This window comes from Gammaproteobacteria bacterium, from assembly GCA_017999615.1.
Lineage (GTDB): Bacteria > Pseudomonadota > Gammaproteobacteria > JAABTG01 > JAABTG01 > JAGNLM01.
Window position 1 is genome coordinate 38,501 of sequence record JAGNLM010000005.1, and the last position, 23,849, is coordinate 62,349.

The 23,849-nt window shown below is 70.2% G+C and carries 26 protein-coding genes, 1 tRNA gene and 2 pseudogenes; 17 read left to right on the top strand and 12 right to left on the bottom strand.

Going from position 1 to position 23,849, the window contains the following annotated elements:
* Positions 1-15: 15 nt before the first annotated feature.
* Positions 16-222 (bottom strand): hypothetical protein, encoded by a 207-nt coding sequence (locus KA217_06300; GenBank protein MBP7712064.1) that lies wholly within the window; start codon positions 220-222, stop codon positions 16-18.
* A gap of 66 nt (positions 223-288) precedes the next feature.
* Between KA217_06300 and KA217_06305 the strand changes: the two genes are divergently transcribed.
* Both KA217_06305 and folA read left to right on the top strand, forming a co-directional pair.
* Positions 289-1,083, top strand: coding sequence for a thymidylate synthase (locus KA217_06305; protein MBP7712065.1), 795 nt, complete (start codon positions 289-291; stop codon positions 1,081-1,083).
* 3 nt (positions 1,084-1,086) lie between these two features.
* A complete protein-coding gene (gene folA, locus KA217_06310) occupies positions 1,087-1,590 on the top strand; it encodes a type 3 dihydrofolate reductase (GenBank protein MBP7712066.1) in 504 nt (167 codons plus the stop codon).
* On the opposite strand, the gene KA217_06315 is transcribed toward folA, so the two are convergent.
* Genes KA217_06315 through KA217_06325 form a run of 3 tightly spaced genes read right to left on the bottom strand, consistent with a single transcriptional unit; the run spans position 1,587 to position 4,364 of the window.
* On the bottom strand, positions 1,587-2,423 hold the full coding sequence (locus tag KA217_06315) for a symmetrical bis(5'-nucleosyl)-tetraphosphatase (GenBank protein ID MBP7712067.1): 837 nt from the start codon (positions 2,421-2,423) through the stop codon (positions 1,587-1,589). The two genes, folA and KA217_06315, sit on opposite strands and share 4 nt — an antisense overlap.
* A 21-nt stretch (positions 2,424-2,444) precedes the next feature.
* Positions 2,445-2,831: a Co2+/Mg2+ efflux protein ApaG gene (gene apaG / locus KA217_06320; protein MBP7712068.1), complete on the bottom strand. Its 387-nt coding sequence runs from the start codon at positions 2,829-2,831 to the stop codon at positions 2,445-2,447.
* A gap of 9 nt (positions 2,832-2,840) precedes the next feature.
* Positions 2,841-4,364 (bottom strand): YifB family Mg chelatase-like AAA ATPase, encoded by a 1,524-nt coding sequence (locus KA217_06325; protein ID MBP7712069.1) that lies wholly within the window; start codon positions 4,362-4,364, stop codon positions 2,841-2,843.
* A gap of 340 nt (positions 4,365-4,704) precedes the next feature.
* Here KA217_06325 and KA217_06330 point away from each other — a divergent pair, with 340 nt between their 5' ends.
* From KA217_06330 to KA217_06345, 4 genes are all read left to right on the top strand, one after another.
* Positions 4,705-5,133 carry a TorF family putative porin gene (locus tag KA217_06330; GenBank protein ID MBP7712070.1) on the top strand — a complete coding sequence of 143 codons (429 nt, stop codon included), beginning with the start codon at positions 4,705-4,707 and terminating at the stop codon, positions 5,131-5,133.
* Positions 5,130-5,468, top strand: a complete 339-nt coding sequence (locus tag KA217_06335; GenBank protein ID MBP7712071.1) for a P-II family nitrogen regulator — start codon at positions 5,130-5,132, stop codon at positions 5,466-5,468. Before KA217_06330 ends, KA217_06335 begins: the two co-directional genes overlap by 4 nt.
* A 30-nt stretch (positions 5,469-5,498) precedes the next feature.
* Positions 5,499-6,842 carry an ammonium transporter gene (locus KA217_06340; protein ID MBP7712072.1) on the top strand — a complete coding sequence of 448 codons (1,344 nt, stop codon included), beginning with the start codon at positions 5,499-5,501 and terminating at the stop codon, positions 6,840-6,842.
* A gap of 231 nt (positions 6,843-7,073) precedes the next feature.
* Positions 7,074-7,274: a hypothetical protein gene (locus KA217_06345; protein MBP7712073.1), complete on the top strand. Its 201-nt coding sequence runs from the start codon at positions 7,074-7,076 to the stop codon at positions 7,272-7,274.
* Positions 7,275-7,379: 105 nt separating this feature from the next.
* Here KA217_06345 and KA217_06350 read toward each other — a convergent pair whose 3' ends face one another.
* Both KA217_06350 and KA217_06355 read right to left on the bottom strand, forming a co-directional pair.
* A complete protein-coding gene (locus tag KA217_06350) occupies positions 7,380-7,682 on the bottom strand; it encodes a PilZ domain-containing protein (GenBank protein ID MBP7712074.1) in 303 nt (100 codons plus the stop codon).
* A 159-nt stretch (positions 7,683-7,841) separates the two neighbouring features.
* A complete protein-coding gene (locus tag KA217_06355) occupies positions 7,842-8,765 on the bottom strand; it encodes a TIGR01777 family oxidoreductase (GenBank protein MBP7712075.1) in 924 nt (307 codons plus the stop codon).
* 155 nt (positions 8,766-8,920) lie between these two features.
* Here KA217_06355 and pdxA point away from each other — a divergent pair, with 155 nt between their 5' ends.
* Both pdxA and KA217_06365 read left to right on the top strand, forming a co-directional pair.
* On the top strand, positions 8,921-9,952 hold the full coding sequence (gene pdxA, locus KA217_06360; protein ID MBP7712076.1) for a 4-hydroxythreonine-4-phosphate dehydrogenase PdxA: 1,032 nt from the start codon (positions 8,921-8,923) through the stop codon (positions 9,950-9,952).
* Positions 9,952-10,482, top strand: coding sequence for a flavin reductase family protein (locus KA217_06365; GenBank protein MBP7712077.1), 531 nt, complete (start codon positions 9,952-9,954; stop codon positions 10,480-10,482). Before pdxA ends, KA217_06365 begins: the two co-directional genes overlap by 1 nt.
* Positions 10,483-10,492: 10 nt before the next feature.
* Here the strand turns inward: KA217_06365 and KA217_06370 are convergent.
* A pseudogene (locus KA217_06370) lies at positions 10,493-12,304 on the bottom strand (SulP family inorganic anion transporter).
* A gap of 400 nt (positions 12,305-12,704) precedes the next feature.
* Between KA217_06370 and KA217_06375 the strand changes: the two are divergent.
* The 7 genes and pseudogenes from KA217_06375 to KA217_06405 all read left to right on the top strand — a co-directional run bounded on the left by KA217_06375 (position 12,705) and on the right by KA217_06405 (position 17,691).
* Positions 12,705-13,646, top strand: coding sequence for a sulfur oxygenase reductase family protein (locus KA217_06375; GenBank protein MBP7712078.1), 942 nt, complete (start codon positions 12,705-12,707; stop codon positions 13,644-13,646).
* Positions 13,647-13,666: 20 nt separating this feature from the next.
* Positions 13,667-13,870, top strand: coding sequence for a hypothetical protein (locus KA217_06380; GenBank protein MBP7712079.1), 204 nt, complete (start codon positions 13,667-13,669; stop codon positions 13,868-13,870).
* Between the two features lie 108 nt (positions 13,871-13,978).
* Positions 13,979-14,485 carry an arsenate reductase ArsC gene (locus tag KA217_06385; protein ID MBP7712080.1) on the top strand — a complete coding sequence of 169 codons (507 nt, stop codon included), beginning with the start codon at positions 13,979-13,981 and terminating at the stop codon, positions 14,483-14,485.
* The gene (locus KA217_06390; protein ID MBP7712081.1) at positions 14,482-15,543 is read left to right on the top strand and encodes a permease; all 1,062 of its coding nucleotides are present in this window, start codon (positions 14,482-14,484) and stop codon (positions 15,541-15,543) included. Before KA217_06385 ends, KA217_06390 begins: the two co-directional genes overlap by 4 nt.
* 13 nt (positions 15,544-15,556) lie before the next feature.
* The gene (locus KA217_06395) at positions 15,557-15,793 is read left to right on the top strand and encodes a thioredoxin family protein (GenBank protein ID MBP7712082.1); all 237 of its coding nucleotides are present in this window, start codon (positions 15,557-15,559) and stop codon (positions 15,791-15,793) included.
* 171 nt (positions 15,794-15,964) lie between these two features.
* A pseudogene (locus KA217_06400) lies at positions 15,965-17,282 on the top strand (DUF499 domain-containing protein).
* 13 nt (positions 17,283-17,295) lie between these two features.
* On the top strand, positions 17,296-17,691 hold the full coding sequence (locus KA217_06405) for a recombinase family protein (protein ID MBP7712083.1): 396 nt from the start codon (positions 17,296-17,298) through the stop codon (positions 17,689-17,691).
* Positions 17,692-18,062: 371 nt separating this feature from the next.
* Here KA217_06405 and KA217_06410 read toward each other — a convergent pair whose 3' ends face one another.
* From KA217_06410 to KA217_06420, 3 genes are all read right to left on the bottom strand, one after another.
* The gene (locus KA217_06410) at positions 18,063-19,109 is read right to left on the bottom strand and encodes a DUF4325 domain-containing protein (GenBank protein ID MBP7712084.1); all 1,047 of its coding nucleotides are present in this window, start codon (positions 19,107-19,109) and stop codon (positions 18,063-18,065) included.
* 213 nt (positions 19,110-19,322) lie between these two features.
* Positions 19,323-19,398, bottom strand: a tRNA-Thr gene (locus KA217_06415).
* 61 nt (positions 19,399-19,459) lie between these two features.
* Positions 19,460-19,762, bottom strand: a complete 303-nt coding sequence (locus KA217_06420) for a hypothetical protein (GenBank protein MBP7712085.1) — start codon at positions 19,760-19,762, stop codon at positions 19,460-19,462.
* Between the two features lie 443 nt (positions 19,763-20,205).
* On the opposite strand from KA217_06420, the gene KA217_06425 reads away from it, so the two are divergent.
* Positions 20,206-20,628, top strand: a complete 423-nt coding sequence (locus KA217_06425) for an NUDIX domain-containing protein (GenBank protein ID MBP7712086.1) — start codon at positions 20,206-20,208, stop codon at positions 20,626-20,628.
* Between the two features lie 127 nt (positions 20,629-20,755).
* On the opposite strand, the gene KA217_06430 is transcribed toward KA217_06425, so the two are convergent.
* Positions 20,756-22,312, bottom strand: coding sequence for a dynamin family protein (locus KA217_06430; protein MBP7712087.1), 1,557 nt, complete (start codon positions 22,310-22,312; stop codon positions 20,756-20,758).
* Positions 22,313-22,576: 264 nt separating this feature from the next.
* On the opposite strand from KA217_06430, the gene sfsA reads away from it, so the two are divergent.
* Complete coding sequence (sfsA, locus tag KA217_06435) at positions 22,577-23,290, top strand: DNA/RNA nuclease SfsA (GenBank protein ID MBP7712088.1); 714 nt, start codon at positions 22,577-22,579, stop codon at positions 23,288-23,290.
* A gap of 31 nt (positions 23,291-23,321) precedes the next feature.
* On the opposite strand, the gene moaC is transcribed toward sfsA, so the two are convergent.
* Complete coding sequence (moaC, locus tag KA217_06440; protein MBP7712089.1) at positions 23,322-23,813, bottom strand: cyclic pyranopterin monophosphate synthase MoaC; 492 nt, start codon at positions 23,811-23,813, stop codon at positions 23,322-23,324.
* Positions 23,814-23,849 lie beyond the last annotated feature (36 nt).

A 23,849-nucleotide genomic window follows, 5' to 3' on the forward strand; every position in this document is an offset into this window, starting at 1 on the left:
TGTGTCTGCTCCCGGCTAACCTCTCTTCCTGGCGGCGCGGGAGCCCTTTTCTTGCGGGGCGTGGCGGCCCCGGTAGACCATGCCCACGGGGATGAGGACGGCGCCCCCGATGAGCGCGACCCAAGCGGCCCACGCGGGCCAGGCAGGCTTCGGCGTGACCAGGGCGACGGCGCCGATTACCATGAGCCAGATGGACGCTTTGAGCAGGAGTCCGGTCTTCATACGGGTACCCCGCGGCCCGGCACGGGCCGTATGGTGTTTGCGGTTGCGGTCCGACGGTTCACGCTCATGAAACCCTATCTTGAACTGCTGCGCCACGTGAGGGAACACGGGGTGCCCAAATCCGACCGGACCGGCACGGGGACGCTCAGCACCTTCGGCTGGCAGATGCGCTTCGACCTCGAGGCGGGCTTCCCGCTCCTCACGACGAAGCGTCTGCACCTGCGCTCGATCATCCACGAGCTCCTGTGGTTCCTGCGCGGCGAGACCAACGTACGCTATCTGCGCGAGAACCGCGTGACCATCTGGGACGAGTGGGCGGGGGAGGGCGGGGAGCTCGGGCCGATCTACGGCTTCCAGTGGCGCTCCTGGCCCACCTGCGACGGCGGACACGTGGACCAGATCGCGGAGGTCATCGAGCGCATCCGCCGCGACCCCGACTCCCGGCGGCTCATCGTCTCGGCCTGGAACGTGGCCGACCTGCCGCGGATGGCCCTCCCGCCCTGCCACCTGTTGTTCCAGTTCTACGTGGCCGATGGCCGTCTGTCCTGCCAGCTCTACCAGCGCAGCGCCGACGTCTTCCTGGGTGTGCCCTTCAACATCGCCTCCTACGCCCTCCTCACCCAGATGGTCGCCCAGGTGACGGGCCTGAGGGCCGGGGAATTCGTGCACACGCTGGGCGACGCGCACCTCTACTCCAACCACCTGCAGCAGGCGGACCTGCAACTCTCCCGGGAGCCGCGCGCGCTTGCGCGCATGCGCCTCGCGCCCGAGGTGCGGGACATCTTCGCCTTCCGTTTCGAGGACTTCGAGCTGCAGGAGTACGACCCGCACCCGCACATCCCCGCACCCGTGGCGGTGTAGGCGATGCTCCTGTCGCTCGTCGCCGCGATGGACCGCAACCTCGTCATCGGCGTGGACGGCCGCCTGCCCTGGCACCTGCCCGCGGACCTCGCGCACTTCAAGCGGATCACCCTCGGGAAGCCGGTGCTGATGGGGCGGGGGACGTTCGAGTCCATCGGCCGGCCCCTGCCCGGGCGTCACAACATCGTGATCACCCGTGACCCGGGGTTCCAGGCCGAGGGGTGCACCGTGGTGCATTCGGTCGAAGCCGGCATCGCCGCGGCCGGGGCGGCGCCGGAGTTGATGGTCATCGGCGGTGCCTCGGTCTACGCCCACTGCCTGCCCCGGGCCGGTCGGATGTACCTGACCCGGATCGAGGCTGATTTCGCGGGTGACGCCCGTTTCCCGGCCTGGAATCCCGAGGAATGGCGGGAGGTCGAGCGCCGGCAGTTCGCGCCCGACGAGCGCAACCCCTATCCCTACCGCTTCGAGGTGCTGGAGAGGGCGAGGCCGGTGCCGGTCCGCTAACCGGCGCCGCCCTGGGGGCAGGGGACGCTGAAGGTGCGCTCGTCGTCCAGGCGCAGGGCCGTCAGGGCGCCGCCCCACACGCAGCCGCTGTCCAGCGGGTAGACCCGGTGGCGAGGCGGCACGCGGGCGTGCAGTTGCAGCGTCGACCAGTGGCCGAAGACGATTCGGGTCCCCGCGCTGCGCCGGTCCGGCACCTCGAACCAGGCCACGAGCCCCTTCGCCTGCGTGCCCGGCGGTCCCTTCGACTTCAGCTCCAGCCCTCCGTCGCGCCCGACGTAACGGATACGGGTGAAGCAGTTGGTGAGGAACCTCAGCCTCTCCCAGCCCTCGAGGTCCTCGGACCAGCGCCGGGGCGTGTCGCCGTACATGGCGGCGAAGTAGGACCGGTGCTCCGGCCCCCGCAGCACGCGCTCCACCTCGGCGGCCCTGGCCAGGGCCTCGCTGACGTCCCACTGGGGGGGGAGCCCCGCGTGCACCAGGGTGAAGCCGAGCGAATCGTCGTGGTGGGCGAGGGGCCGGTGCCGGAGCCACGTGAGGAGGGATTCCCGGTCGGGGGCGCCGAGGACGTCGTCGAGGGTGTCCCGGGCACGCAGGGTCTCGCCCACGTCGGCGGCGACCGCGAGCAGATGGAGGTCGTGGTTACCGAGCACGCAGACGGCGCGGTCCCCCAGGGAGTGGAAGAGGCGCAGGACCTCCAGGGAGGCCGGACCCCGGTTGACGAGGTCGCCGACGCACCACAGACGGTCACGCGAGGGGTCGAAAGCGACCTCTTCCAGCAACCGCTGGAGGGGCTCGAAGCAGCCCTGGGGATCGCCGACCGCGTAGGTGGCCACCGGCGCCCAGCGCCCCGGCGGTCAGTGGAAGACGACGGGGACCGAGAGCCGGAAGGCCTGGATCTCCGCGTCGAACCGAACCCCGTCGTCCGCCAGCATCCGGTAGCTGCCGTGCATGGTGCCCACGGGGGTGGCGATCATCGCCGCGCTCGTGTAGCGGAAGCCCTCTCCCGGCTCCAGGTGGGGTTGCTCTCCGACCACGCCGTCGCCAACGACCTCCTGCACGTTTCCGTCGGCATTGGTGATGTACCAGTGCCGGCCGAGCAGCTTGGCCGGGACCGAGCCGGTGTTGCGGATCGTAATCGTATAGGCGAAGACGTAGCGGGACTCTTCCGGCGAGGACTGTTCCTCGACGTAGGAGGTCTCGGCGTTCACCTCGATCCGGTAGGGGCTCGGGTTCTTGCGCATGACCGCATTTCACCCGAATCGGGTGCCCCCTGCAAGGCGGCGGTCGAGCGAGCGGTAGCCGAGGGCCTCGGCCAGGTGCGGGGCCTCGATGCGGGTCGCGCCCGCCAGGTCCGCGACCGTGCGCGCGACCTTCATGACCCGGTGCCAGGCGCGCGCGGAGAGGCCCATGCGCTCGACCGCCGTCTCCAGCAAGCGCCGCTCGGGGGCTGCGAGGGCGCAGTCGCGGGCGACCTCCGGCACGCTGAGGGTGCCGTTCGGTCTTCCGGCCCGGGCGAGCTGGCGTTCCCGTGCTGCCATGACCCGCGCCCGGACCTCGCGGCTGGTCTCCGGGGGCGGGCCCGCGCCGGCGAACAGGTGGTCCCGGGGTACCCGGGGCACCTCCACCTGGAGGTCGAAACGGTCCACGAGCGGTGCGGACAGCCTGGAGAGGTAGCGGCGGGCCTCGGCGGGTGGGCAGTCCTCTTCGCCCGCGTCGAGTCCCGCCCCCCGGCAGGGGTTCATGGCGGCGACGAGCTGGAAGCGCGCCGGGAACTCCGCCTGGTGGGCGGAGCGGGAGATCACGATGGAGCCCGACTCGAGGGGCTCGCGGAGCACCTCGAGGACCCGGCGGTCGAACTCGGGCAGCTCGTCCAGGAACAGCACGCCGTGGTGGGCGAGGGAGACCTCGCCCGGCCGGGGGATGTTGCCGCCGCCGACCAGGGCCACGCCGGAGGCGGTGTGGTGAGGGGCCCGGAAGGGCCTCGCGCCCCAGAGGTCCGGGTCGAACCCGCGCGCGCTGACCGACTGGATCGCGGCCGACTCCATGGCCTCTTCCTCGGTCATCGGCGGGAGGATCCCCGGCAGGCGGGTGGCCAGCATGGTCTTGCCGGTGCCTGGGGGCCCTACGAAAAGGAGGTGATGGTGTCCGGCCGCGGTGACCTCGAGCGCCCGCTTCGCGTGGAACTGACCCAGGACGTCGGCGAGGTCGCCCCCGGGGGCCGGCCGCTCGGGGCGTGGCGCGTGCCGGGCCGGAGGCAGTCGCGCCGAGCCGTTCAGGTGGGCGCACACCTCCAGGATGTGACTGGCCCCGTGGACGACGGCGCCCTCGGCCAGGCTGGCCTCGGCCGCGTTGGCCCGGGGGACGACGAGGCTGTGCCCGGCGCGGCGGGTCTGCAGCGCGGCCGGAAGCACGCCCCGCACCGGCCGCAGCTCACCCGAGAGGGCGAGCTCTCCGATGAGCTCGCACCCGGCCAGGGCTGCGGCGGGGACCTGTCCGGAGGCGGCGAGGATGCCGAGCGCGATGGGCAGGTCGAACCGTCCGCCCTCCTTGGGGAGGTCGGCGGGGGCGAGATTGATGGTGACGCGCCGCAGCGGATACTCGTACTGGGCATTGAGCAGCGCGCTGCGCACGCGGTCCTTGCTCTCCCGGACCGCCGCCTCGGGCAGGCCGACGATGGCGAGGCCGGGCAGCCCGTTGGTGAGGTGCACCTCCACGGTCACCGGGGGTGCTTCCACGCCGACCTGGGCGCGCGTCCTGACGATGGCGAGGCTCACGGGGTCCCTCCCTGAGCGGCAAAGGCCCGGCTACGGTAGCCCCGACTTCCTGCCCTCCGCAAGGTCGGGCGGGGGGTCGCCCGCCTGCGCGCACCAGGATGGAGCACCCGGCCCCCGCCCGGTGCTCCCCTGGTGCGGAGCGCGGGCCCGAACGGGGTCCCCGAGGTCGCCGGCGCCCGGCGCCGTGCCCGCCGCGCCGCGTGGTTCCGCCCATCCAGAGGGTTTGGCACGGACCTTGTAGAGGCCCTCCCCGCGAGCCGCGAGCGGTCGCCTTCGCAAGGCGCCTCGAGCACGCGGCGTAACCCGGGACACATCTCGACCCCATCGGGAGGGAAAGGGCATGAAACACGTGGACAGACGTATCGTGGCCGTGGCCGTGGGGCTGGCCCTTGCGCAGGGCGCGCAGGCCGAGGTCAGCATGAACGTCGGGGTCACCAGCAACAACGTCTGGCGCGGGGTCACGCAGACCTCCGACGGACCCGCGATCCAGGGCGGGATCGACTACCGGCACGAGAGCGGGCTCTACGTCGGCACCTGGGCGTCCAACGTGGAGTACTACGACGAGAAGGGCGCGGAGCTCGATCTCTACGCCGGTTTCGCGGGCTCGGTCGCCGACGTTTCCTGGAAGGCGGGGGTCACCGCGTACACCTATCCGGATAGCGACCGTCCGGACCACGTCACGGCGAACAATTTCACCGAGCTCGGGGTTTGCGCGGCCCGCTGGCTGCGTCCCGCCGGCTCACTCACGAGAGGAGATCGCCGTCCATGAAGCTCATCACCGCCATCATCAAGCCGTTCAAGCTCGACGACGTCCGCGAGGCCCTTTCCGGCGTCGGCGTCCAGGGGATCACAGCCACCGAGGTCAAGGGTTTCGGCCGGCAGAAGGGGCACACGGAGCTCTACCGCGGCGCGGAGTACGTGGTCGACTTCCTGCCCAAGGTCAAGCTGGAGGTGGCCGTGAAGGCCGACATGGTCGAGCTCGTGATCGAGACGATCACGAATGCCGCGCGCACCGGAAAGATCGGTGACGGCAAGATCTTCGTTTCCACGCTGGACCAGGTGGTCCGGATCCGGACCGGCGAGACCGGCCCTGAGGCGATCTGAGTAGGGATGACGGTGATGAGAGCTCCATCGATGAGAGGTGCAGTCCGGACGGGTACGGCGGCGCTGGCGTCGCTCGCCGCGCTGGTGGTGGGGCAGGGGGCCGCGCTGGCGGCGGAGGCCGCGGCGCCTGCCGTCGACTCCGGAGACACCGCGTGGATGCTCACGGCGACGGCGCTGGTGCTGTTCATGACCATCCCGGGACTCTCGCTCTTCTACGCGGGAATGGTTCGGTCCAAGAACGTGCTCTCGGTTCTGATGCAGTGCTTCGCGATCACCTCGCTGATGACGGTGATCTGGGCCCTGGTGGGCTACACCCTGGCGTTTGGCAACTCGGGTATGGAGAAGGGGGTCGTGAACCTTCACTCCTTCGTCGGCTCGCTCGAGAAGGCCTTCCTCGGGGGCGTCACGCGGGACAGCGTCACGCTCGCCATTCCGGAAACGGTGTTCATGGTCTTCCAGATGACCTTCGCCATCATCACGCCGGCCCTCATCGTCGGGGCCTTCGCCGAGCGCATGAAGTTTTCGGCGATGCTCTGGTTCATGGGGATCTGGTCGGTCGTCGTCTACGCACCGATCGCTCACATGGTGTGGGGTGGCGATGGCGGGTTGATGTGGGACCTCGGTGTGCTGGACTTTGCCGGCGGCACGGTCGTGCACATCAACGCGGGCGTCGCGGCCCTGGTGGCGGCGCTCGTGCTCGGAAGGCGCCGCGGCTACCCGACGACCGCCATGCCCCCGCACAACCTGACCCTGACCGTGGTGGGCGCGGGCATGCTGTGGGTTGGCTGGTTCGGCTTCAATGCGGGCAGCGCGGTGGCGGCGGACGGTAGCGCGGGGATGGCGATGGCGGTGACGCAGTTGGCGACCGCCGCGGCGGCCCTGGCCTGGATGTTCGCGGAGTGGGTGTCCCACGGAAAGCCGAGCGTCCTCGGGATCGCATCGGGTGCCGTGGCGGGTCTGGTGGCGATCACCCCGGCCTCCGGCACGGCCGGCCCGATGGGCGCGATGGCCATCGGCGTGGTCTCGGGCGTCGTGTGCTTCCTCAGCGCGACCCGGATGAAGAGGGCGCTCGGCTACGACGACGCGCTCGATGCCTTCGGGGTTCACGCGGTGGGTGGCATTGTCGGGGCCGTGCTGACCGGGGTGTTCGCCGACGCGGCGTTCGGGGGCAAGGGGCTGGCCGAGGGGATGACCCTGGCCGGGCAGGTCTGGGCTCAGGTCCAGGGGGTCCTGCTCACCGCGGCGTACACGGCGGTCGCCAGCTACGTCATCCTGAAGGGGATCGACCTCGTCATGGGGCTCCGCGTGGACGAGGAATCGGAGGCGCTGGGCCTCGACCTCTCCGAGCACGACGAGCGCGGCTACGTCCTCTGAGCCCCTGCTGGGGGCGGGCCCGGGGAGCGCACCGCGGGGCCGCCCCCCGCGCTCACCTCTCCCGGCCCCTGCCCGTTTGCGACCCCGTTCTCGGACCCGTCGAGCGTTCTTTACAGTCCGCGACGCCTGCCGGCTGGGGGGTGTCAAACGGCTCAACGGGTTACCTGACTTGGCCTGGGTCTTGCTGTAGAGGACTCCAGTGAGTCCCTCGAGCCCCGGATGAGAGGAACGATGACGGACGACCCACTTGAAGACCCCGGGCACCGGTCGGTGCGGAGGGTCGCCCGCTCGAAGCCCAACCGGGCGCCGGCGGAGCGCCGGCCGACCGAGCAACTGATCCAGTGGCTGTGGGACCGTTACCTGGCCGAGCACCGGCTCTCGGCACCGAGGAGCGGCCGCCGCGTGCCCGGTAGGCCGAAGTCGGCGCCTTAGACGGAGGCAGTCCCCCGGGGCGTCGAGGGACCGACCGCCAGGACCGTGAGTCCACCGAGTCGAGGAGAGGGGGGCGCGCGGCGCCGTAGAAGCGCCGCGCGCCGTTCATGCTGCCTGGGGCTGTCGGTGGAGCGCCGAGAGCCGTTCAAGCGCGGCGTAGGGGTGGCTGAACATCACCCCGACCCCGTCCGGGTGGTGGTGAACCACGAGCGCCGCGACGTCGTTCCACCCGCCTTCCGCGTCGGGGTCCGGGAGGTCCACCCAGAGCACCCCTTCGCAGGACAGGTCCACCCGGCCCGTCTCGATGAACGCACCGCTGCGGCTGATGTCCCGCGTCGGAGAGAAGAAAACCCGGCCCGACCGGTCACGCACCCGGACACCGACGCGCAGTGGGTGTCGTTGCTCCAAGCGCCGCTCCATCATCTCTGCCGCCCTCTCATCCGGGCGTCCGCGGTCGGCCCCAGGGCCGTCCTCCCGGCACGCCGTCCACGGATCCGTCGGCCGGAATCGGGACTCCTTTAGCGGCCGCTGCGGAAACTGTGCGCGATTCGAGCGGGCGGCCTTTCCTCAGCCCCCGAGCAGGTCCTTCAGGGCTGTCTCGAGGTCGGGGAAACGGAACCGGAAACCCGCCTCAAGAAGCCGGCTGGGCTCGGCGCGCTGTCCGCTGAGGACGAGGTCGGCGACCTCTCCCAGCAGGGCCCGCAGGGCGAACGCCGGCGCAGGCACCCAGGACGGGCGACCCAGGATCCGCCCCACGGTCCGCCCCATCTCGGCGTTGGTCACCGCGCCCGGGGCGGTCAGGTTGAAGGGCCCGCGCGCCTGCGGGCTCTCGATGAGGAAACGGATGGCCGCGACCTCGTCGGCGAGGTGGATCCAGGGCACCCACTGCTGCCCGCTGCCGAGGGGCCCGCCCGCGAACAGCCGATAGGGGAGTACGAGCCGCGGCAGGGCCCCGCCCGCCATGGTCAGCACCACCCCGGTCCGGGCAATCGCGCGCCGCACACCGAGCGCTTCCACCGGCGCCGTGGACGCCTCCCAGTCGACCGCGAGGCGGGCGAGGAAGTCACTGCCGGCCGGCGTCTGCTCGTTCGCCACCGTCTCGTCCAGGGATCCGTAGAAGCCCACGCCCGATGCCTGCACCAGCACCGAGGGTCGCTTGCGCGCCGCGCGAAACGCCTCCACCACCGCGCCCCCGGCGAGGATCCGGCTGTCCCGGATGCGCTGTCTGCGCTCTTGCGTCCAGCGTGCGGGCAGGGGGCCGGTGCCGGCCAGGTTCTCCCCCGCGAGATTCACGAAGGCGTCGGCGCCCTCCAGCAGGTCCACCCACCCCTCGGCAGAGCGGGCGTCCCAGCGCCGGACCTCGACGCCGGGCAGGGGCTTGGCCCGGGCCGGGTCCCGCCCCAACCACGTGACCCGGTGACCGCCCTCCAGCAGCGAGCGGCTCAGCGCGCCGCCGATGAGGCCCGTACCCCCAGAGATGACGATGTGCATGGTGGACCCTCCTTGCAGTTCCGCCCGCGGCGCCGCCGGTGCGCTCGAGCCCGATGCCTTCGCGGCCCGACGGGGAACGAGGTTTCACTATACGCTTGGCGCAGACCGGAGCCGCAGTGCAAGCTTCGAGCTCCGGGGGAGCGCAAGGAGTCGACATGTCCAAGCCAGTGCTCGCCGTCACGCTCGGCGACGTCGCGGGGATCGGCCCCGAGATCACCGCCAGGGCGCTCCTTCGCCACCCGCGCCTTCGCGAGCGTTGCGTGCCCGTCGTCATCGGCGACGAAGCGGCCCTGCGCTCAGGGGCGCGGGTCGCGGGCCTCGAGCCGGGTGCGGTCCGGGTGATCCGGGAGCCGTCGGAGGCGAGGAACGACCCGGCGACCCTCGAGGTGATCCAGACCGGGCCCTCGCTGGCGCACGTCCCGCCCGGCGAAATCCACCCGGACGCGGGTGCGGGCGCGTACCGTTTCGTCGTGGCCGCGTGCGACCTCGCCAGGGCCGGTGCGGTGGACGGCATCGTCACCGCGCCGCTCAACAAGGCCGCACTGCACGCGGCGGGGCATGACTACCCGGGTCACACCGAGCTCCTGGCCGAACGGTTCGGGGTCGAGGAGTACTCCCTGGTGCTCTCGGCCGGCGACCTGTACTTCTTCCACCTCACCACCCACCTGCCGATGCGCCGCGCCATCGAGCTGATCACCCGGGCGCGGACCACCTCCGTGATCGACCTCGCGGCGGCCTTCTGCCGGGCGCTGGGGAGACCCGGGGAGCCGATTGCGGTGGCGGGGCTCAACCCGCACGCGGGCGAGAACCGGCTCTTCGGGGACGAAGAGGCGGACATTCTCGCCCCCGCCATCGAGGCGGCCCGGGCGCGGGGCGTCCCCGTCACCGGCCCGCTGCCGGGGGACGTGGTGGTCCCCCAGGCGGTGCGCGGCAAGTGGAACGTCGTCATCTGCTGCTACCACGACCAGGGCCACGCGCCCTTCAAGGCCGTTTACGGGGAGGAGGGCGTCAACATCACCGTCGGCCTGCCCGTGGTGCGGGTTTCGGTGGACCACGGGACCGCATTCGACATCGCCGGCCGGGGCACTGCCCGCGAAGCGAGCCTGGTGCTCGCGATGGAGCGGGCGGCGGCCCTCTCGCCGGGCTGGCACGAGGTCTGGAACACTGCGAGGGAGGGTCTCACGTGATGCGCACGCTGCCGCTGAATCGCGTCTACCAACTCATCGAGCCGGGGCCCGTGGTGCTGCTGACCACCCGCCACCGGGACCGGGCCAACGTCATGGCCATGTCCTGGCATATGATGGTGGACTTCGAGCCGCCGCAGTTGGCCTGCATCGTCAGCGACGCGAACGAGTCCTTCGTCCCCCTGCGCAAGACCGGGGAGTGCGTCATCGCCATCCCGCCGGCCGGGCTCGCACGCACCGTCGTGGACATCGGCAACTGCTCGGGTCGTGACGTGGACAAATTCGCGCGCTTCGGCCTCGACACGAAGCCCGCCCGCCGGGTCGCGGCGCCGCTCCTTCCCGCCTGCATCGCGAACCTGGAGTGCCGGGTCATCGAGACCCGGCTGGTGAACGCCTTCTGCCTGTTCGTCCTGGAGGTCCTGCAGGCCTGGGTCGAGCCCCGGTTGCGGGGCGAGAAGACCCTGCACCACCAGGGCCATGGCCGTTTCGTGCTGGACGGGGACATCGTCCGGGTCCCCTCCCGCAAGCCCTGACCCCGGGGCGTTGCGCGCACTCGCGGAAGATCCGCACCCGGCAGCGGCGGCAGACCTCGGGGTCCAGCCTCGGCACGATGCTCGCGATCGCTTCGGTCTTGCCTCCGAAGAGGTTCCCGCTCCCGATCTCCTCCAGGTAGCCGCCACGCGCGAGGAGGTCCCGGACGCCGGGCTTGGGGCGGATCAGGTACAGGCCGCCCCCCCGGGCCCTGCGGCGCTCGGCCTCCGCGGACAGGAACTCGGCGCCCGCGACGTCGACGAAGTTGATGCCGGTGGCGACGACCGCCAGGTGCTTGCAGGAGGGCGGGTCCGCCTCGATGCGGCGGAACGTCTCGGCCACGTGGCTGACCGCTCCGAAGAAGATCGAGCCGTCGAGCCGGACGATCCCCAGTTGCGGGCACTCGGGCAGCGACGGGTCGGTCACGAAGTGCCGGTCGGGGCTGCGCGGGTCCGGGACCCGGGGCAGGATGGTGGGGCGGGAGGTCCGGCTAAGGTACAGCACCAGGGAAAGCAGCACGCCGGCGAGGATCGCGAACTCGAGGTCCAGCACCAGGGTCGCCCCGAACGTGACCCCCATCACCGCCGTCTCCTGGCGGCTGGTCCGCACGACCCGGCGGATGTGGTGGAAGTCGAGAAGGCCCCAGGCCACGAGGAAGAGCAGGCCGGCCATCGCCGCGTGGGGAAGGTAGGTGCCGAGCGGGGCGACGGCCCAGAGTACGACCACCAGAGAGACCCCCGCGAACACGGCCGCCAGGGGGGTGCGCGCGCCGGCCTCGAAGTTGACGGCGCTGCGATTGAAGGAACCGGTGGCGACGTAGCCGGAGAAGAGGCTGCCGGCGAGGTTCGAGAGCCCCTGGCCGATGAACTCCTGGCTGCCGTCGATGTGCTGGTGCGTGCGCAAGGCGAGTGCGCGGGCGATGGAAACGGCCTCCGTGAGGGCGAACAGGGTGGTCGCGAGCGCGGCCGGCGCGAGCGCCCGGATGGTCTCGAGGGAGAGGTCCGGAAGCGAGAGCGGCGGCAGGCCGCTTGGCAGGGCGCTGAGGGTCCCGATGCCGGTGTGCGCCGGGCCGAAGACGGCGTTCAGCAGCAGGGCCGAGAGACTGCCCGCGAGCATGGCGACCACGAGGTGGGAAACGCGTCGCCACCAGTGGCGTGCGAGGAGACCGCTCACGAGGGTCAGGACGGCGACCGCGGTTACGAAGGGATTCACCTCCCGCGCTCGCGACAGGAGCGTCCCCAGCACCCCGTGGACCGGCAGGCCCCGGGGCACGTCGACCCCGAAGAAGGTTCCGGCCTGTTGGGCGGCGATGAGGAGCGCCGCACCCGCGGTGAAGCCCAGCACCACCGGGTGTGAAATGAAGTTGGTGAGCGCCCCCAGCCGTGCGAGGCCCATGGCCAGCTCGATCGCCCCCACCAGGAGGGTCAGCGTGAGCGCGAGGCGGACGTAGTCGGCGCTGCCCGGCTCGGCGAGGCCGCTCAGGCTGGAGAAGACGACGAGCGAGGCTGTCGTGGTCGGCCCGGACACCAGGTGCCAGGACGAGCCCCAGAGCGCCGCCACGATGGCCGGCACCATCCCGGCGTAGAGCCCGTACTCCGGGGGCATGCCGGCAATGGTGGCGAGGGCGACCCCCTGGGGGAGCACGACGACGGCGCCGGTGAGGCCGGCCGCCAGGTCGGAGCGCAGGGTTCCGGCGTCGATCCGATCACGCCAGGCGAGAAAGGGGAACAGCCGCGCGAGCCAGCGCCGCCCGTGCCGATGGGGGACCGCGCTGGGGCGGGGTGGCGGGACGGGCGCCTGCACCTCGGGGGGAGAATGGGACATGGGTACTCTCCGGTCTTCCTCGAGAGCGCCTGCGCGCGGGCCTGCGCTCCCGGGCACCTCGGGAAACGATTCTGACCGATTTCCCGAAGTCTAGCCCCGCAGGCCGAAGCGGCGCGTCGCGATTGCCTCGCGGCGGGTGTCCCTATAGCCTTGGCCCCACGAGCCTTCGAACGGTCCGCGCGGTGTGCGGGGCATCCCCCGGCGGTGCGGCTCGTCATGGCCCGCCGCAACCGCGTGCAGGGTGGTGCCGGTCCCGCCGGGGCCGGTCGTGTGGGTTTACCCCTGGAGGGAGGAGAGTCGGATGACACACAAGAGCAGCGACCTGGAGCGCAGGAAATTTCTCAAGATGACTGCGATGGCGGCCGGCGGTGCGACGATGATGGGTGTGAGCGGGCGGGGCATGGCGGCCCCGCAGGCGCCGGACGAGCCCGACAGCCCCATCTATCTGGCCCTGAACATCTCGCGGGTGCTCAACAACGAAGAGAGTTTCCGGCTGATGCGCGAGGTGGGGCCCAAGGTGTGCATCACCACGGCCAGCCACCCCGGTTTCCTCGGCTTCCAGGCCAACGTGCAGACCGGCGCCATGTCCATCGCCGGCCGCTACGGCGGGGCCAGGGTCGACATGGACAAGGAGCTCAACCCCATCGGGAATTACCAGTACACCATGTGGAAGACGTGGCAGGACCACGACGACTTCCACAGCCGCCAGTTCAAGCGGGTCTTCGAGCTCTGCACGGCGTGCCTGCCCACCGTGGTCGAGGGACCGTGGGAGCCCGTGTACCGGGTCGTCAAGGCGAGGATCCCCCAGGTCCGCTCCATGGGCGAGATCACGAAGCTCGCCCAGGACCTCCAGCAGGGCAAGGATTTCGTGCGCTTCGCCACCCCTGGGCGCTGCGTCACGCTGGCTCCCCACACCGTCAAGCCCGGGACGGAGGCTGCCTTCGAGAAGGGCGTGGTGGAGACCCTGGAGGCCCTCTCGGACTCCACGGGGTTCCTGGGCTACATGGTGCTCAAGCAGATGGGCGTCTGCGCCCTCGGCAGTTTGATGCTGGACCCCGAGTCCATGGCCCAGGCTCTGATGACGCTCGGCGCCAACCCGCCGGACAACCCCAGGCCGGCCTTTGCCACTCCCGAGGCCCGGCCCACCCCGCCCGAGTACCTGGTACACACCGAGTGGGATTCGCCCGAGCTGGCCAAGCTCGGTTTCGCCAAGGTGCTGGTCAACCACCGGATCCGGAAGATCCACGACGACGGGGTCATGGCCCACCTCATCAAGGGCCCTTACATCAAGTTCTTCCGTCCCATGATGGAAGAGCCCGGCTGGCGCGACCATCTGCGCTGAAACCCAAAGGAGAGCCGCCCATGGCAACCCGCAAGCCCAATTACGCATTCGAGCGCAACCAACGCACCAAGGCCAAGGCCGCCAAACGCCAGGCCAAACAACAGGCGAAAACCGAGGCGAGGCGCCGCGAGACTCCGGGCGAGGCGTCGGGTGCCCCGTCCGCGGAGCACGAGTCCGGCGGCGACTCGGCCGAGGACGAGGGTGGGGAGTCCGGGGGCGGGTAGGGGCTCGGGGTGGTCTCATCGCGGCGGGCAGGCCGGACACGGAGGGGGATTGACGCAGCACGACTATTCTAGGATTTTAAAAGTAAGGAGTGCGACACGAGACCGAGGATGACCCGCCCTTTCAACGTGCTGTTCCTGTGCACCGGGAACTCGGCCCGCTCCATCATGGCCGAGGCCATCCTGAAAGCCCTTGGGGCGGGCAGGTTTCACGCCTTCAGTGCGGGCAGTTACCCGACCGGCAAGGTCAACCCGCTCGCCCTGGAGCAGACCCGTGAGCGTCTCGGGGCGCCGACCGATGGGTACCGCAGCAAGAGCTGGGACGAATTGGCCGCGCCCGGGGGACCTGCGCTCGACTTCGTGTTCACCGTCTGCGACGACGCGGCGAACGAGGTCTGCCCGGTCTGGCCGGGCCATCCCGTGACGGCCCACTGGGGCGTGCCGGACCCTGCGGCGGTGGAGGGCTCCGACGAGGAGAAGCGTCTCGCGTTTGCCCGGGCGTATCAGCAATTGTACGAGCGGATCCAGGGCTTCGTGGCCCTCCCGGTGGACGAGCTGGACCCCCTCGCGCTCAAGCGTGAGTTGAGCGCCATCGGCCGGCGCCGGGGCTCACCATGACCTGGCAGGGTGAGGGCACCGCCCGCCTGCGTGACCTGCCCCGGCGGCCGGCCTGGCTCCTGGGGCTGCCGCTCGCCGGTGCGCTCTGGTGGCTCGCCTACGTCCACCTCACGGACTTTGCGGACGCCACCGTCGCCCTGCTCGGCCTCTCCCGCGCCACCCGCTTCGGCGAGGCCGTGCACTTCTTCCTCTACGACGCGCCGAAGGTGTTGCTCCTGCTGGTCGGGGTCGTCTTCGTCATGGGCGTGGTGCAGACGTTCTTTGCCCCGGAGCGCACCCGCGCTCTGCTGGCGGGCCGCAGGCTCGGGGTCGGCAATTCCCTGGCGGCGCTGCTCGGCATCGTCACCCCGTTCTGTTCCTGCTCGGCGGTCCCGCTCTTCATCGGCTTCCTCTCCGCCGGGGTTCCCCTGGGGGTCACCTTCTCGTTCCTGATCTCCGCGCCGATGGTCAACGAGGTCGCGCTCGCGCTGCTGCTGGGACTCTTCGGCTGGAAGGTGGCAGCGCTCTACCTGGGGCTGGGGCTGACGGTCGCTGTCCTCGCCGGGCTCGTGATCGGTCGCCTGCGCATGGAGCGCCACCTGGAAGACTGGGTGCGCGCGATCCACCTGGGTGAGGCCGCGGCCCCTCAGGGAGCCGCCCACACGTGGGTCGAGCGCTTCGAGGCCGGTGGCCGACACCTGCGCGAGATCGTGGGCCGCGTGTGGCCCTACGTCCTGGTGGGCATCGGGCTTGGCGCCGGGATCCACGGCTACGTGCCCGAGGACTTCCTCGCCTCGTTCATGGGCGCGGACGTGTGGTGGGCGGTGCCGGCGGCGGTGTTGCTCGGGGTGCCCATGTACACCAACGCCGCCGGCATCATCCCGGTGGTGGAGGCGCTGATCGGCAAGGGCGCGGCGCTCGGCACGACGCTCGCCTTCATGATGAGCGTGATCGCGCTCTCGGCGCCGGAGATCCTGATTCTGCGCAAGGTGCTGCGCTGGCCGCTGATTGCCGCGTTCGTCGGGGTGGTGGCCTTCGGGGTGCTGGTCGTGGGCTACGTGTTCAACGCGGTGCTGTGAAGGAGAAACGACAGTGAAGCGCATCGAGGTGCTGGGAGCGGGGTGCCGCAACTGCGAGATTACCCACAATGTGATCCGCGAGGCGGCCCGTCAGGCGGGGGTGGAGGTCCAGTTGGAGAAGGTGACGGACCTCGCCCGGATCGTGAGCTACGGCATCCTGCAGACCCCGGGTGTGGCGATTGACGGCAAGGTGGTGCACTCGGGGGGGATCCCGGGTCCCGACACGGTGCGGGGCTGGCTGACCGACTGAATGGTGATTCGCCACGCCCGGCTACTCCCTACACCTCGGTCTGCTCCGAGATCTTGAGCGCATCCCCTGCCGCTCCCTCGCCTCGGCCTCGAAACTGAGTCTCGGCTCCGGTGAACCTCAGGTCCCACCGGGTGATCTCAGAGCTGGCATGGCTGCGCGCCCCTCGAGACGCTGGTACCCGCTCTCCTGCTGGCCGACAATCCTCGAAACAACAAGCGCGGGCTACCTCAGCGCGACGGAAGCCCGGCGCATTCGCACCGGCGCTCCGCTGGGGGCGCGTTCCCGGGAGGGGTCAGCGGCAAGACCTACGCCCTGATCGCGCTCTCCCACGTCGCCCGCCGCGCCGCCCGCGTGCCGAACGTGAGGGAGTTCGTCGACCCCGGCCTGCTGCCCACCGGGGCGGTGCGCATCGCGGCCTTCGACGGCGAGAACGCCGATCCCTCCAACGGTCGTCCCCTCGGCGAAGGGGTGCGCGCCTACACCCCCTGGGGCGAGCTGGCCTACGCGCTCGCGGGGCGCGCGGGCTACGAGCGGGTGCGCCGCAGCGACGAGGAGGGCGGCGCTCGTCTACACGCTCGCGATAGGCAAGGGCGGGGCCGCCATCGACGCCTACAGCGCCGAGAACCGCTTCATCGCTGACTGCATGGCCGAGGCCGAGAGCGTGTCGGCCCGCAAAGCGGCGCTGCTCGATCCGACCGAGGAGGACGAGACCGTCAAGGTGCTGCGTCGCCGGCTCTTCGTCGAGGTGGACGACGCCCGCGCCGCCGAAGTGATCGCCCCCTACCAGCACCTCTGGGAGAGCCACCGCGAGCACCTGGCGGTCTACGGCGCCACCGACAAGCGCCTCGATCTCTTCCGCAGCGGCTTTCCGCTCCACCCGGAGCTGATCGACACCCTGCGCGAGAAGACCTCGACCCTGGACAACTTCCAGCGGGTGCGAGGGATGCTGCGGCTCCTCGCCCGCACCGTGGCGCGGATGTGGGCCGAGCGCCCGCAGGACGCCTACGCCATCCACCTGCACCACGTCGACCCGGGCTACGAGCCCATCCGCCAGGAGATCGTGACGCGCCTCGGCCAGCGCGCCCTGGCGCCCGCCATCAAGGCGGACGTGGCGGCGGTCGCGGGTGACCAGCCGGCGCTCGCCCAAGAGCTGGACGCCCAGCACTACGCCGGGATGCCGCCCTACGGGTCCTACGTGGCGAGGGTGATCCTGTTCCAAACGCTGGCCTACAACGAGCCCCTGAAGGGTGCCGCCCGCGAGGAGGTGCGCTACGCCATCCTCTCCCCGGGCGTGGACCCGAGCTTCATCGACGACGCCATCCGCCGCCTGGTCGAGACCTCGGCCTACCTGGACGACCGCCCGAACGTCCCGCTGCGCTTCCTGACCGAAGCCAACCTGACCCAGATGGTCCGGCGCCAGGAGCAGACGGTGGACCGGGGCGAGGTGCGGGTTCAGCTGAACGACCGCATCTCGGTAGCCTCGAAGTAGGACTGGCTCTGTCGTGGTCGTCTGCGGTCAGGGTCACCCGGTCGCGTGGTCGGTGGACCGCCTGGGGCGCAGCCTGCAGGACCTGGTGGGGTTCCTGAACGAGGTCCACGCCTTTGGCATCGACCTCTCCCTGCACCAGCAGGGCGTCGATACCACCACCCCCTCCGGCAAGGCTCTGTTCCAGATGCTCGGGGTGTTCGCGGAGTTCGAGCGGGCGCTCATCCAGGAGCGGTTGAAGGCCGGGCTGCAGCGGGCGAGGATGGAGGGTAAGCGGCTCGGGCGGCCCAGGGTGTCGGCCAAGGTCGAGGAGCAGATCCGGGAGGCGCGGGCGAAGGGCGCCGGCATCGGCAAGATCGCCCGCACGCTGGGTGTCGGGGTGTCGGTGGTGCAGCGGGTGCTGGCGGCGTGATGACCGGACAGCCGTCGACAGCCCGATGCCCTCGCCTCTGGGGCCCCAGTCATTCGCCGGTGTCGGCCAGCTTTACACTCCGGCGGCGGCTGGACCCGGCCAGGGAAGGGCGGGTCCCGACGCACTGCGGCCATGGGCGGCTCCGCCTCGAAGGACCCCTCTGGATCAACAAGCTGCCGTTCCCCCTGACAGGCCCGGTTGCGGGACCGGTCGCCAGCGACGGTGCTTATGCCGCCAGACCGCCGCATAACGCTCTAAGAAGAAGCTCGGACGGCGACGCTAAGCCATTGACCAGCGGAACAACCTGTGCTCCAGGGCCTACACGAAGCCCGCCTATGCGGACGGTTCGTCCATCGAAATCTGGTGAGGCGTCACATGCCATGGTCTGCGCCGAGCGTCAGCGCCCTAGAAATCATCCGCTTGACCTCGGACGACGCGCGTACCGGGACAACCTCAACCTCTGGGTGCTTTAAGCTGAACACGCGGAAGACTTCATCGGCGAACGCTTGACCAACGGATGCGACACCAGAGAAGTCAAGGACGACCACCTTGAATCGATCAAACCGAGCCAAGAGCCGCTTCGCCTGTGACCGGGAGACAAGGTTGTCGTCGCCGTAGCGCATGAGCTTGACAGGCACAACAGTCTTGGTGAAGCCGTAGTCTTCGTCAGACGTGAACTTGTCGAAGACCTTTTTCACTGTCCGCGCGGTATGGTTGTGAAGGACCATACGTACGAGCGTTCCACCCTGGGCAGAGCTGGCCTGGAGGATCCAGTCCTCCTTCTCTTCAAAGTGGTGCGAGAAGTAGACCTCCGCAGAGGCAATGACGAAGCGATCGAACATTCGCGAGGCGAAGAAGATGCCTTCGCCTGAATGGTTAGCCGGATCCGTTGTGAACTTGCCCTTCGCGAGCTCCAGAACAGCGTGCCGCTCGTCCTCAAGCGCCAATGCCGCCTGGATCTTCTTAAAGATGCCGACCCCGTCGTCGTAGATGTCCACAGTCGTCGCCGCGGCGGTCTTCGAGAGGGAGAGGAATACATGGCGCGCGCCGGAGTGATCAATCACGTTGTTGAACATCTCCGTAAAGCCATAGTGCCAGATGCTCAGCACGTTTTCTGGCAGCTTTCCAAGCAGGGGGGCGATCTCGCCGCGCCATACTGCGTCCTCTGCCAGTGATGGGCCTACGGCGTAGTGCTTGTCCCACCTCTCCAACGGTGCAAGCGCGTAGCGCTTGTTTCGCGTTTGCCCGCTCTCGACCACTGCGCCTTCGGCGATGAGGCGCTGCAAGTGTTTGTGCACGGCCTGCCGCGAGCACCCGAACTTTTCTGCGGTCAGGCGCACAATGTCAGCGGGGTGGTCCTCGACGTTCTCAATCAAGAACCTCCTGACCGGCTCTCCGCCCGAACGGACCTTGCTCATGCTTTGTCAACGTTCATGAGTCATATTGTCAACCTTTCTCACCACTTTGTCAACCTCGGTGATGCCTAACCCCTCGGTCGAGGCGAGCCGCAACGGCATGGGCCCCGAGGGCCCGCGGGGTGCCGACGGGCGGATAATGGAGAGCACTCATGAGCACCGGTACCGGAGAGGAGGCCGGGCACGAGTGCTGGGTCGATGGCTACGGGAGGGGGGTGGTGCCGGTTGAGGGAGTCGAACCCCCGGCCTGCCGCTTACAAGGCGGCTGCTCTACCAGCTGAGCTAAACCGGCGTCCCGGCGGATTCTAGGTGTCGGAACGCGGCGGGCGCAACGCGGGACAGGGTCTGATCCCTCAAGCGGCGGGCTCGGCGAGCTCCTCGACCCAGTCGAAGCCGATCTCCCAGGCGTGGCCCTCCTGGTCGGCCCAGGTCTGGAACGACTCCCGGGCCTCGAGCAGTACGTGCCGTCCCGGCGTGTGCCACTCCGGTTCCGGGACGTCGTCGTCGCAGGTGAACCCGACGGGCAGGCGTTGCGCGGTGACCGCCAGCGTCAACGCCTCCTCGCGGCTCGGCGCTTCGAGCAGCGCGTGATAGGTCTCCGCCAGGCCCCGGCCTTCCACGTCGCGGTAACTCGCCCAGATGCTCCAGCGTCTCATGTCGGTGCGCTCGAATGGATGCCGACTCTCGTGATGCAACAAGCGTGCAAGGGGTTCCGAAAGCCCGCAATCACAAGGGGATGAGCCGTTCTTCCCTACCCTTTGTCGGCTCGCCCGTCAACTGTCTCGACAGCGCGTGCGCCCTGACCGTTCCAATCTGTGATGGTCCTCACGGAGATCGCGGCATTCCCGGGCACTCATCGGAAAACTTGACACGCGCTTGACACTTTTTCAACCTGTCGGAGCCTTTAAAGTCAATTGGTTTTGGAGGATATCTCAGATAGATTCTTGTTCGCCGGCGACGGAGCGGGCGGTTGGGCCGGGGGGGTCGTCACGCTTTCTCCTCCTCGCTGTGGCTCGCGGGGGCCACCGTCGAGGGCCGTCACGAGAACGACGGCAGATGGATTACCATGGTTCCGGTGCACGTGACGGAGGGTGCGAGGATGGGTGAGGGCGTTTCCCGTTTTTCCGCCGGGGTGGTCGTCCTGCGCCGGCAGGGGGAGACCTGCCGCTTCCTGCTCCTGCGTGCCTTCCGCTACTGGGACTTCCCGAAGGGCCAGGTGGAGCCGGGGGAGGAGCCCATCGACGCCGCCCGTCGCGAGGTGATGGAGGAGACGGGCATCACGGACCTGGATTTTCGCTGGGGGTTCGACTACAGGGATACCCCACCCTACGGGCGCGGCAAGGTCGCCCGGTACTACGTGGCGGAGACCGCCGAGCACCAGGTGACGCTCTCGGTGAACCCGGCGCTCGGGCGTGCCGAGCACGAGGAGTTCCGGTGGGTGAACCGGGCCGCCGCGCGCGACCTGGTGGTGCCGCGGGTCGCGGTCATCCTGGACTGGGCGGCGTCCGTCGCCGGGTGCTAACCGGACTCCGGGGTTGTGGGCCGCTGGTTGTGGGCTCGCTGGTTGAGGGCTCGCTCGCACCGGCGCCACCCGGCAGGTGACCCGCCGGACGGCGCTTCGATGTCCTGACGCCCCCGATTGAGACGGGCTAGACCGCCCCGGCTCTTGCCGCGGGCGATTCCGGCGCCGTTGCCGGTCCGGGGGCCGCGGCGGGCTTGGAGGCCGCCGCCACCTCGGCCGCTGTCACCCCGGGCGCCTTCAGCCCCGACGGATTGGTGAAGCGGTCGTTCAGGCTCTGTACGTAACGGTCGGCCTCGGCGAGAACCGCGGCGAGTCTCCGGCGCGCGCGCTTGCCCCAGCCGGCCGGGCGGGTGAAGAAGATCGAGCGCCAGGGGGCGGTGTTGCGCGCGAACGCCTTGCGCAGGGACTCCCGGGTGAGCAGGTGCGGGATGTCGGCGCCAAGCTGTTGGCCGATGCGCCGGGCGTGCACGCGCCGGGCGGTGAAGTGGGCGTAGAGCGCCAAGGTCAGCAAGGCCAGCACCCCGACCGAGGCCCCGATGATCCAGGCGAGGGACGTCTCGCCCTTGCGCCAGGCCTCGAGCGAGAAGTCCTGCCAGAGGCCGGTGTACAGGGCCAGGGCCAGCCCCAGGACCAGCACGACACCGGCGATCGCGGCGTCGGTCCAGAGTACCCGGCGCTTCCAGGCCTCCTTGGCCTGGCGCAGCCGCGGCACCCAGTCCCCCTCGATGTTCTTCGCGGTCTTCTCCAGCACGCCGACGAGCCGGTAGGCGCGTTCCACCTCGACCTGCTGCATGCGACCGTGGATCTCGGCCAGGTCCTGGTCGCGCTTGGCCTCGAAGCGCTGGCGCTTGACCGGGTCCTCGATGGGCACGGCGGCCTCCGGGCTGTAGATCCGGTAGAAGCGGCCGGCGGTGAGGCCGCGCTGGCCGAGGGCCCGCTGCCAGGCAGCGAACACCTCCTCGGGGTTGTCCTCGCGCGCTGCGGTGTCGATCTGGTTCAGGACGTAGAGGAACTTGTTGGAATCGGGCCGGTGGAAGGTGTTGGTGACCAGGTGCTCGAGGGTGTCCTGCATCGCCCCGGGCTCGGGGTGCCGGGCGTCGAAGAAGACCAGCACCAGGTCCGAGAGGTCCATGATGTGGTCGGTGATCCGCAGCGTCGACGTGCGCTGGGCGTCGGCGTCGAAGCCCGGGGAGTCGATCAGAATCTTGCCCCTCAGTTTCTCGCTCGGGCAGGTCTTCAGCTGGAGATAGGCGTCGACCCGCCGGCCCTCGCCGGTCGCGACGGCCTCGATGTCGGCGCTCACCTGATAGAAGGGGAACCGCGGGTCGGCGTCGAGCGAGAGCCCGGGCAGGACGCGGCTCGTGCCGTCGTTGCTGTAGGTGATCACGGTGAACTTGTCGTCCACCGCCTGATTGCCCGTCGACTGCAGGCGGACCCCGAGGTAGTTGTTGAGGAAGGTCGACTTGCCCGAGGAGAAGGTGCCCAGGATGGAGATGAGTGGCCACCAGGAGACGCGGGTGGCATAGGACTCGTCGCGACCGAGCAGTCCGAGGCGGTAGGCTACGGCGTCCAGCTCGCGGAAGCTGCGCACCGACTCGAGCAGGATCGGGTTCTCCCGCTCCAGGTGGTGCTCCAGGCTGCGGATGCGCTGCTCGATCTGACGGGGTTCGACGGCGTGGCTCATGGTTGCGCTCCTGTGGCCGGCGCCAGGGCATCGGCGGCTGCGGTGGGCGTGGGTTTCTGGGAGAACCACCCGTGCACCCGCTCGGGGCGTGGGGAGGTTTCCGGCACGGTCTGGCACTGCAAGGCCGCGGGGCCAGTATACCCCAGGGGTGGCCCCGGCCGGCGGCCGGGGCAAGGGGTCGGGGTCCGGGGCCCGCGGCCGCGGGCCGCCCGGTTTCGGAGAGGGCGCGCGGGCGGGGGGTGCGGCCCCCGGGGAGTGAGACCGATGCAGTTCTCCTCGGCGCTGACCGGGGGCCGCCTGGCGCGGCGCTACCAGCGCTTCTTCGTGGACGTGGACCTGCCGGACGGCCGACGGGTGACCGCCCACTGCCCGAACACGGGCTCGCTCATGGGCTGCGCGGACCCGGGACTCCGGGTTTGGCTGAGCGACGTGTCCGGGGCGGGCCGCAAGTTGGCCCTGCGCTGGGACCTCGTGGAGGTGGGGGGCGGCGCCCTCGTCGGTGTCAACACGCTCTTCGCCAACCGGCTGGTGCGCGAGGCGATTCGCGCGGGTGTGGTCCCGGAGCTCGGAGGCTACGGGGAGGTGCGCGGGGAGGTCCGGTTCGGCAGTGAGGGGAGCCGGGTGGACCTGCTGCTGTCCCGGCCGGAGGGTGGGGCGCGCTGCTTCCTCGAGGTGAAGAATGTCACGGCGGCCGTGCAGGGGGGTGTCGCGCTCTTTCCCGACGCGGTGAGCCGGCGGGCGAGCAAGCACCTGCGCGAACTGATGGCCGTGGTGGCGGCGGGCGAGCGGGCAGCCCTGCTCTTCTGCGTTCAGCGCGCCGACGTGAGCGAGGTCCGCCCCGCGGACGCCATCGACCCGGTCTACGGGCGCACGCTTCGGGAGGCGGTGGCCGCAGGGGTGGAGGTCCTGGCCTACCGCGCCCGCGTGAGCCTCGCGGGCATCGAGCTCACCGACCGGGTTCCCGTGGTCTGCGAGTGAGCGAGCCGGGAGCGGCCTCGCCCGGGGGCGGTCAGGGGGTCTCGGCCGGTGGCCGCCGCCAGGTGCCCGACTTGCCCCCCGATTTCTCCAGCAGGCGGATGTCGGTCAGGGTCATCCCCCGGTCGACGGCCTTGCACATGTCGTATACGGTGAGCAGGGCCACCTGCACCGCGGTGAGGGCCTCCATCTCCACGCCGGTGGGGCCGACCGTCTCGGCCCGGGCCCGGCAGTGGACCGATGGCGGGTCGTCGTGGGGCTCGAGGTCGAGCTCGACCCGGGTGAGGGCGATGGGGTGGCAGAGTGGGACGAGGTCGGCGGTCCGCTTGGAGGCCATGATCCCCGCCACCCGGGCCACGCCGAGCACGTCGCCCTTCTTGTGGCCGCCCTCGACGATGAGGCGCAGGGTGGCGGGAGCCATCCGGATGGTGCCCTCGGCGACGGCGACTCGGTGGGTCGCAGGCTTGGGGCCGACGTCGACCATGTGGGCCTCGCCCGCGTCGTTGAAATGGGTCAGCTCGCGCATACTCATGTGCCTTGCGGTGCGGGGCATACTGGACAC

Bases quoted from the DNA above. Each gene is read 5' to 3' on its own strand.
- KA217_06300 (MBP7712064.1), bottom strand. From the start codon at position 222: ATGAAGACCGGACTCCTGCTCAAAGCGTCCATCTGGCTCATGGTAATC.
- KA217_06305 (MBP7712065.1), top strand. From the start codon at position 289: ATGAAACCCTATCTTGAACTGCTGCGCCACGTGAGGGAACACGGGGTG.
- folA (MBP7712066.1), top strand. From the start codon at position 1,087: ATGCTCCTGTCGCTCGTCGCCGCGATGGACCGCAACCTCGTCATCGGC.
- apaG (MBP7712068.1), bottom strand. From the start codon at position 2,831: ATGCGCAAGAACCCGAGCCCCTACCGGATCGAGGTGAACGCCGAGACC.
- KA217_06330 (MBP7712070.1), top strand. From the start codon at position 4,705: ATGAAACACGTGGACAGACGTATCGTGGCCGTGGCCGTGGGGCTGGCC.
- KA217_06335 (MBP7712071.1), top strand. From the start codon at position 5,130: ATGAAGCTCATCACCGCCATCATCAAGCCGTTCAAGCTCGACGACGTC.
- KA217_06340 (MBP7712072.1), top strand. From the start codon at position 5,499: ATGAGAGGTGCAGTCCGGACGGGTACGGCGGCGCTGGCGTCGCTCGCC.
- KA217_06345 (MBP7712073.1), top strand. From the start codon at position 7,074: ATGACGGACGACCCACTTGAAGACCCCGGGCACCGGTCGGTGCGGAGG.
- KA217_06355 (MBP7712075.1), bottom strand. From the start codon at position 8,765: ATGCACATCGTCATCTCTGGGGGTACGGGCCTCATCGGCGGCGCGCTG.
- pdxA (MBP7712076.1), top strand. From the start codon at position 8,921: ATGTCCAAGCCAGTGCTCGCCGTCACGCTCGGCGACGTCGCGGGGATC.
- KA217_06365 (MBP7712077.1), top strand. From the start codon at position 9,952: ATGCGCACGCTGCCGCTGAATCGCGTCTACCAACTCATCGAGCCGGGG.
- KA217_06375 (MBP7712078.1), top strand. From the start codon at position 12,705: ATGGCGGCCCCGCAGGCGCCGGACGAGCCCGACAGCCCCATCTATCTG.
- KA217_06380 (MBP7712079.1), top strand. From the start codon at position 13,667: ATGGCAACCCGCAAGCCCAATTACGCATTCGAGCGCAACCAACGCACC.
- KA217_06385 (MBP7712080.1), top strand. From the start codon at position 13,979: ATGACCCGCCCTTTCAACGTGCTGTTCCTGTGCACCGGGAACTCGGCC.
- KA217_06390 (MBP7712081.1), top strand. From the start codon at position 14,482: ATGACCTGGCAGGGTGAGGGCACCGCCCGCCTGCGTGACCTGCCCCGG.
- KA217_06410 (MBP7712084.1), bottom strand. From the start codon at position 19,109: ATGAGCAAGGTCCGTTCGGGCGGAGAGCCGGTCAGGAGGTTCTTGATT.
- KA217_06420 (MBP7712085.1), bottom strand. From the start codon at position 19,762: ATGAGACGCTGGAGCATCTGGGCGAGTTACCGCGACGTGGAAGGCCGG.
- KA217_06425 (MBP7712086.1), top strand. From the start codon at position 20,206: ATGGGTGAGGGCGTTTCCCGTTTTTCCGCCGGGGTGGTCGTCCTGCGC.
- KA217_06430 (MBP7712087.1), bottom strand. From the start codon at position 22,312: ATGAGCCACGCCGTCGAACCCCGTCAGATCGAGCAGCGCATCCGCAGC.
- sfsA (MBP7712088.1), top strand. From the start codon at position 22,577: ATGCAGTTCTCCTCGGCGCTGACCGGGGGCCGCCTGGCGCGGCGCTAC.
- moaC (MBP7712089.1), bottom strand. From the start codon at position 23,813: ATGCGCGAGCTGACCCATTTCAACGACGCGGGCGAGGCCCACATGGTC.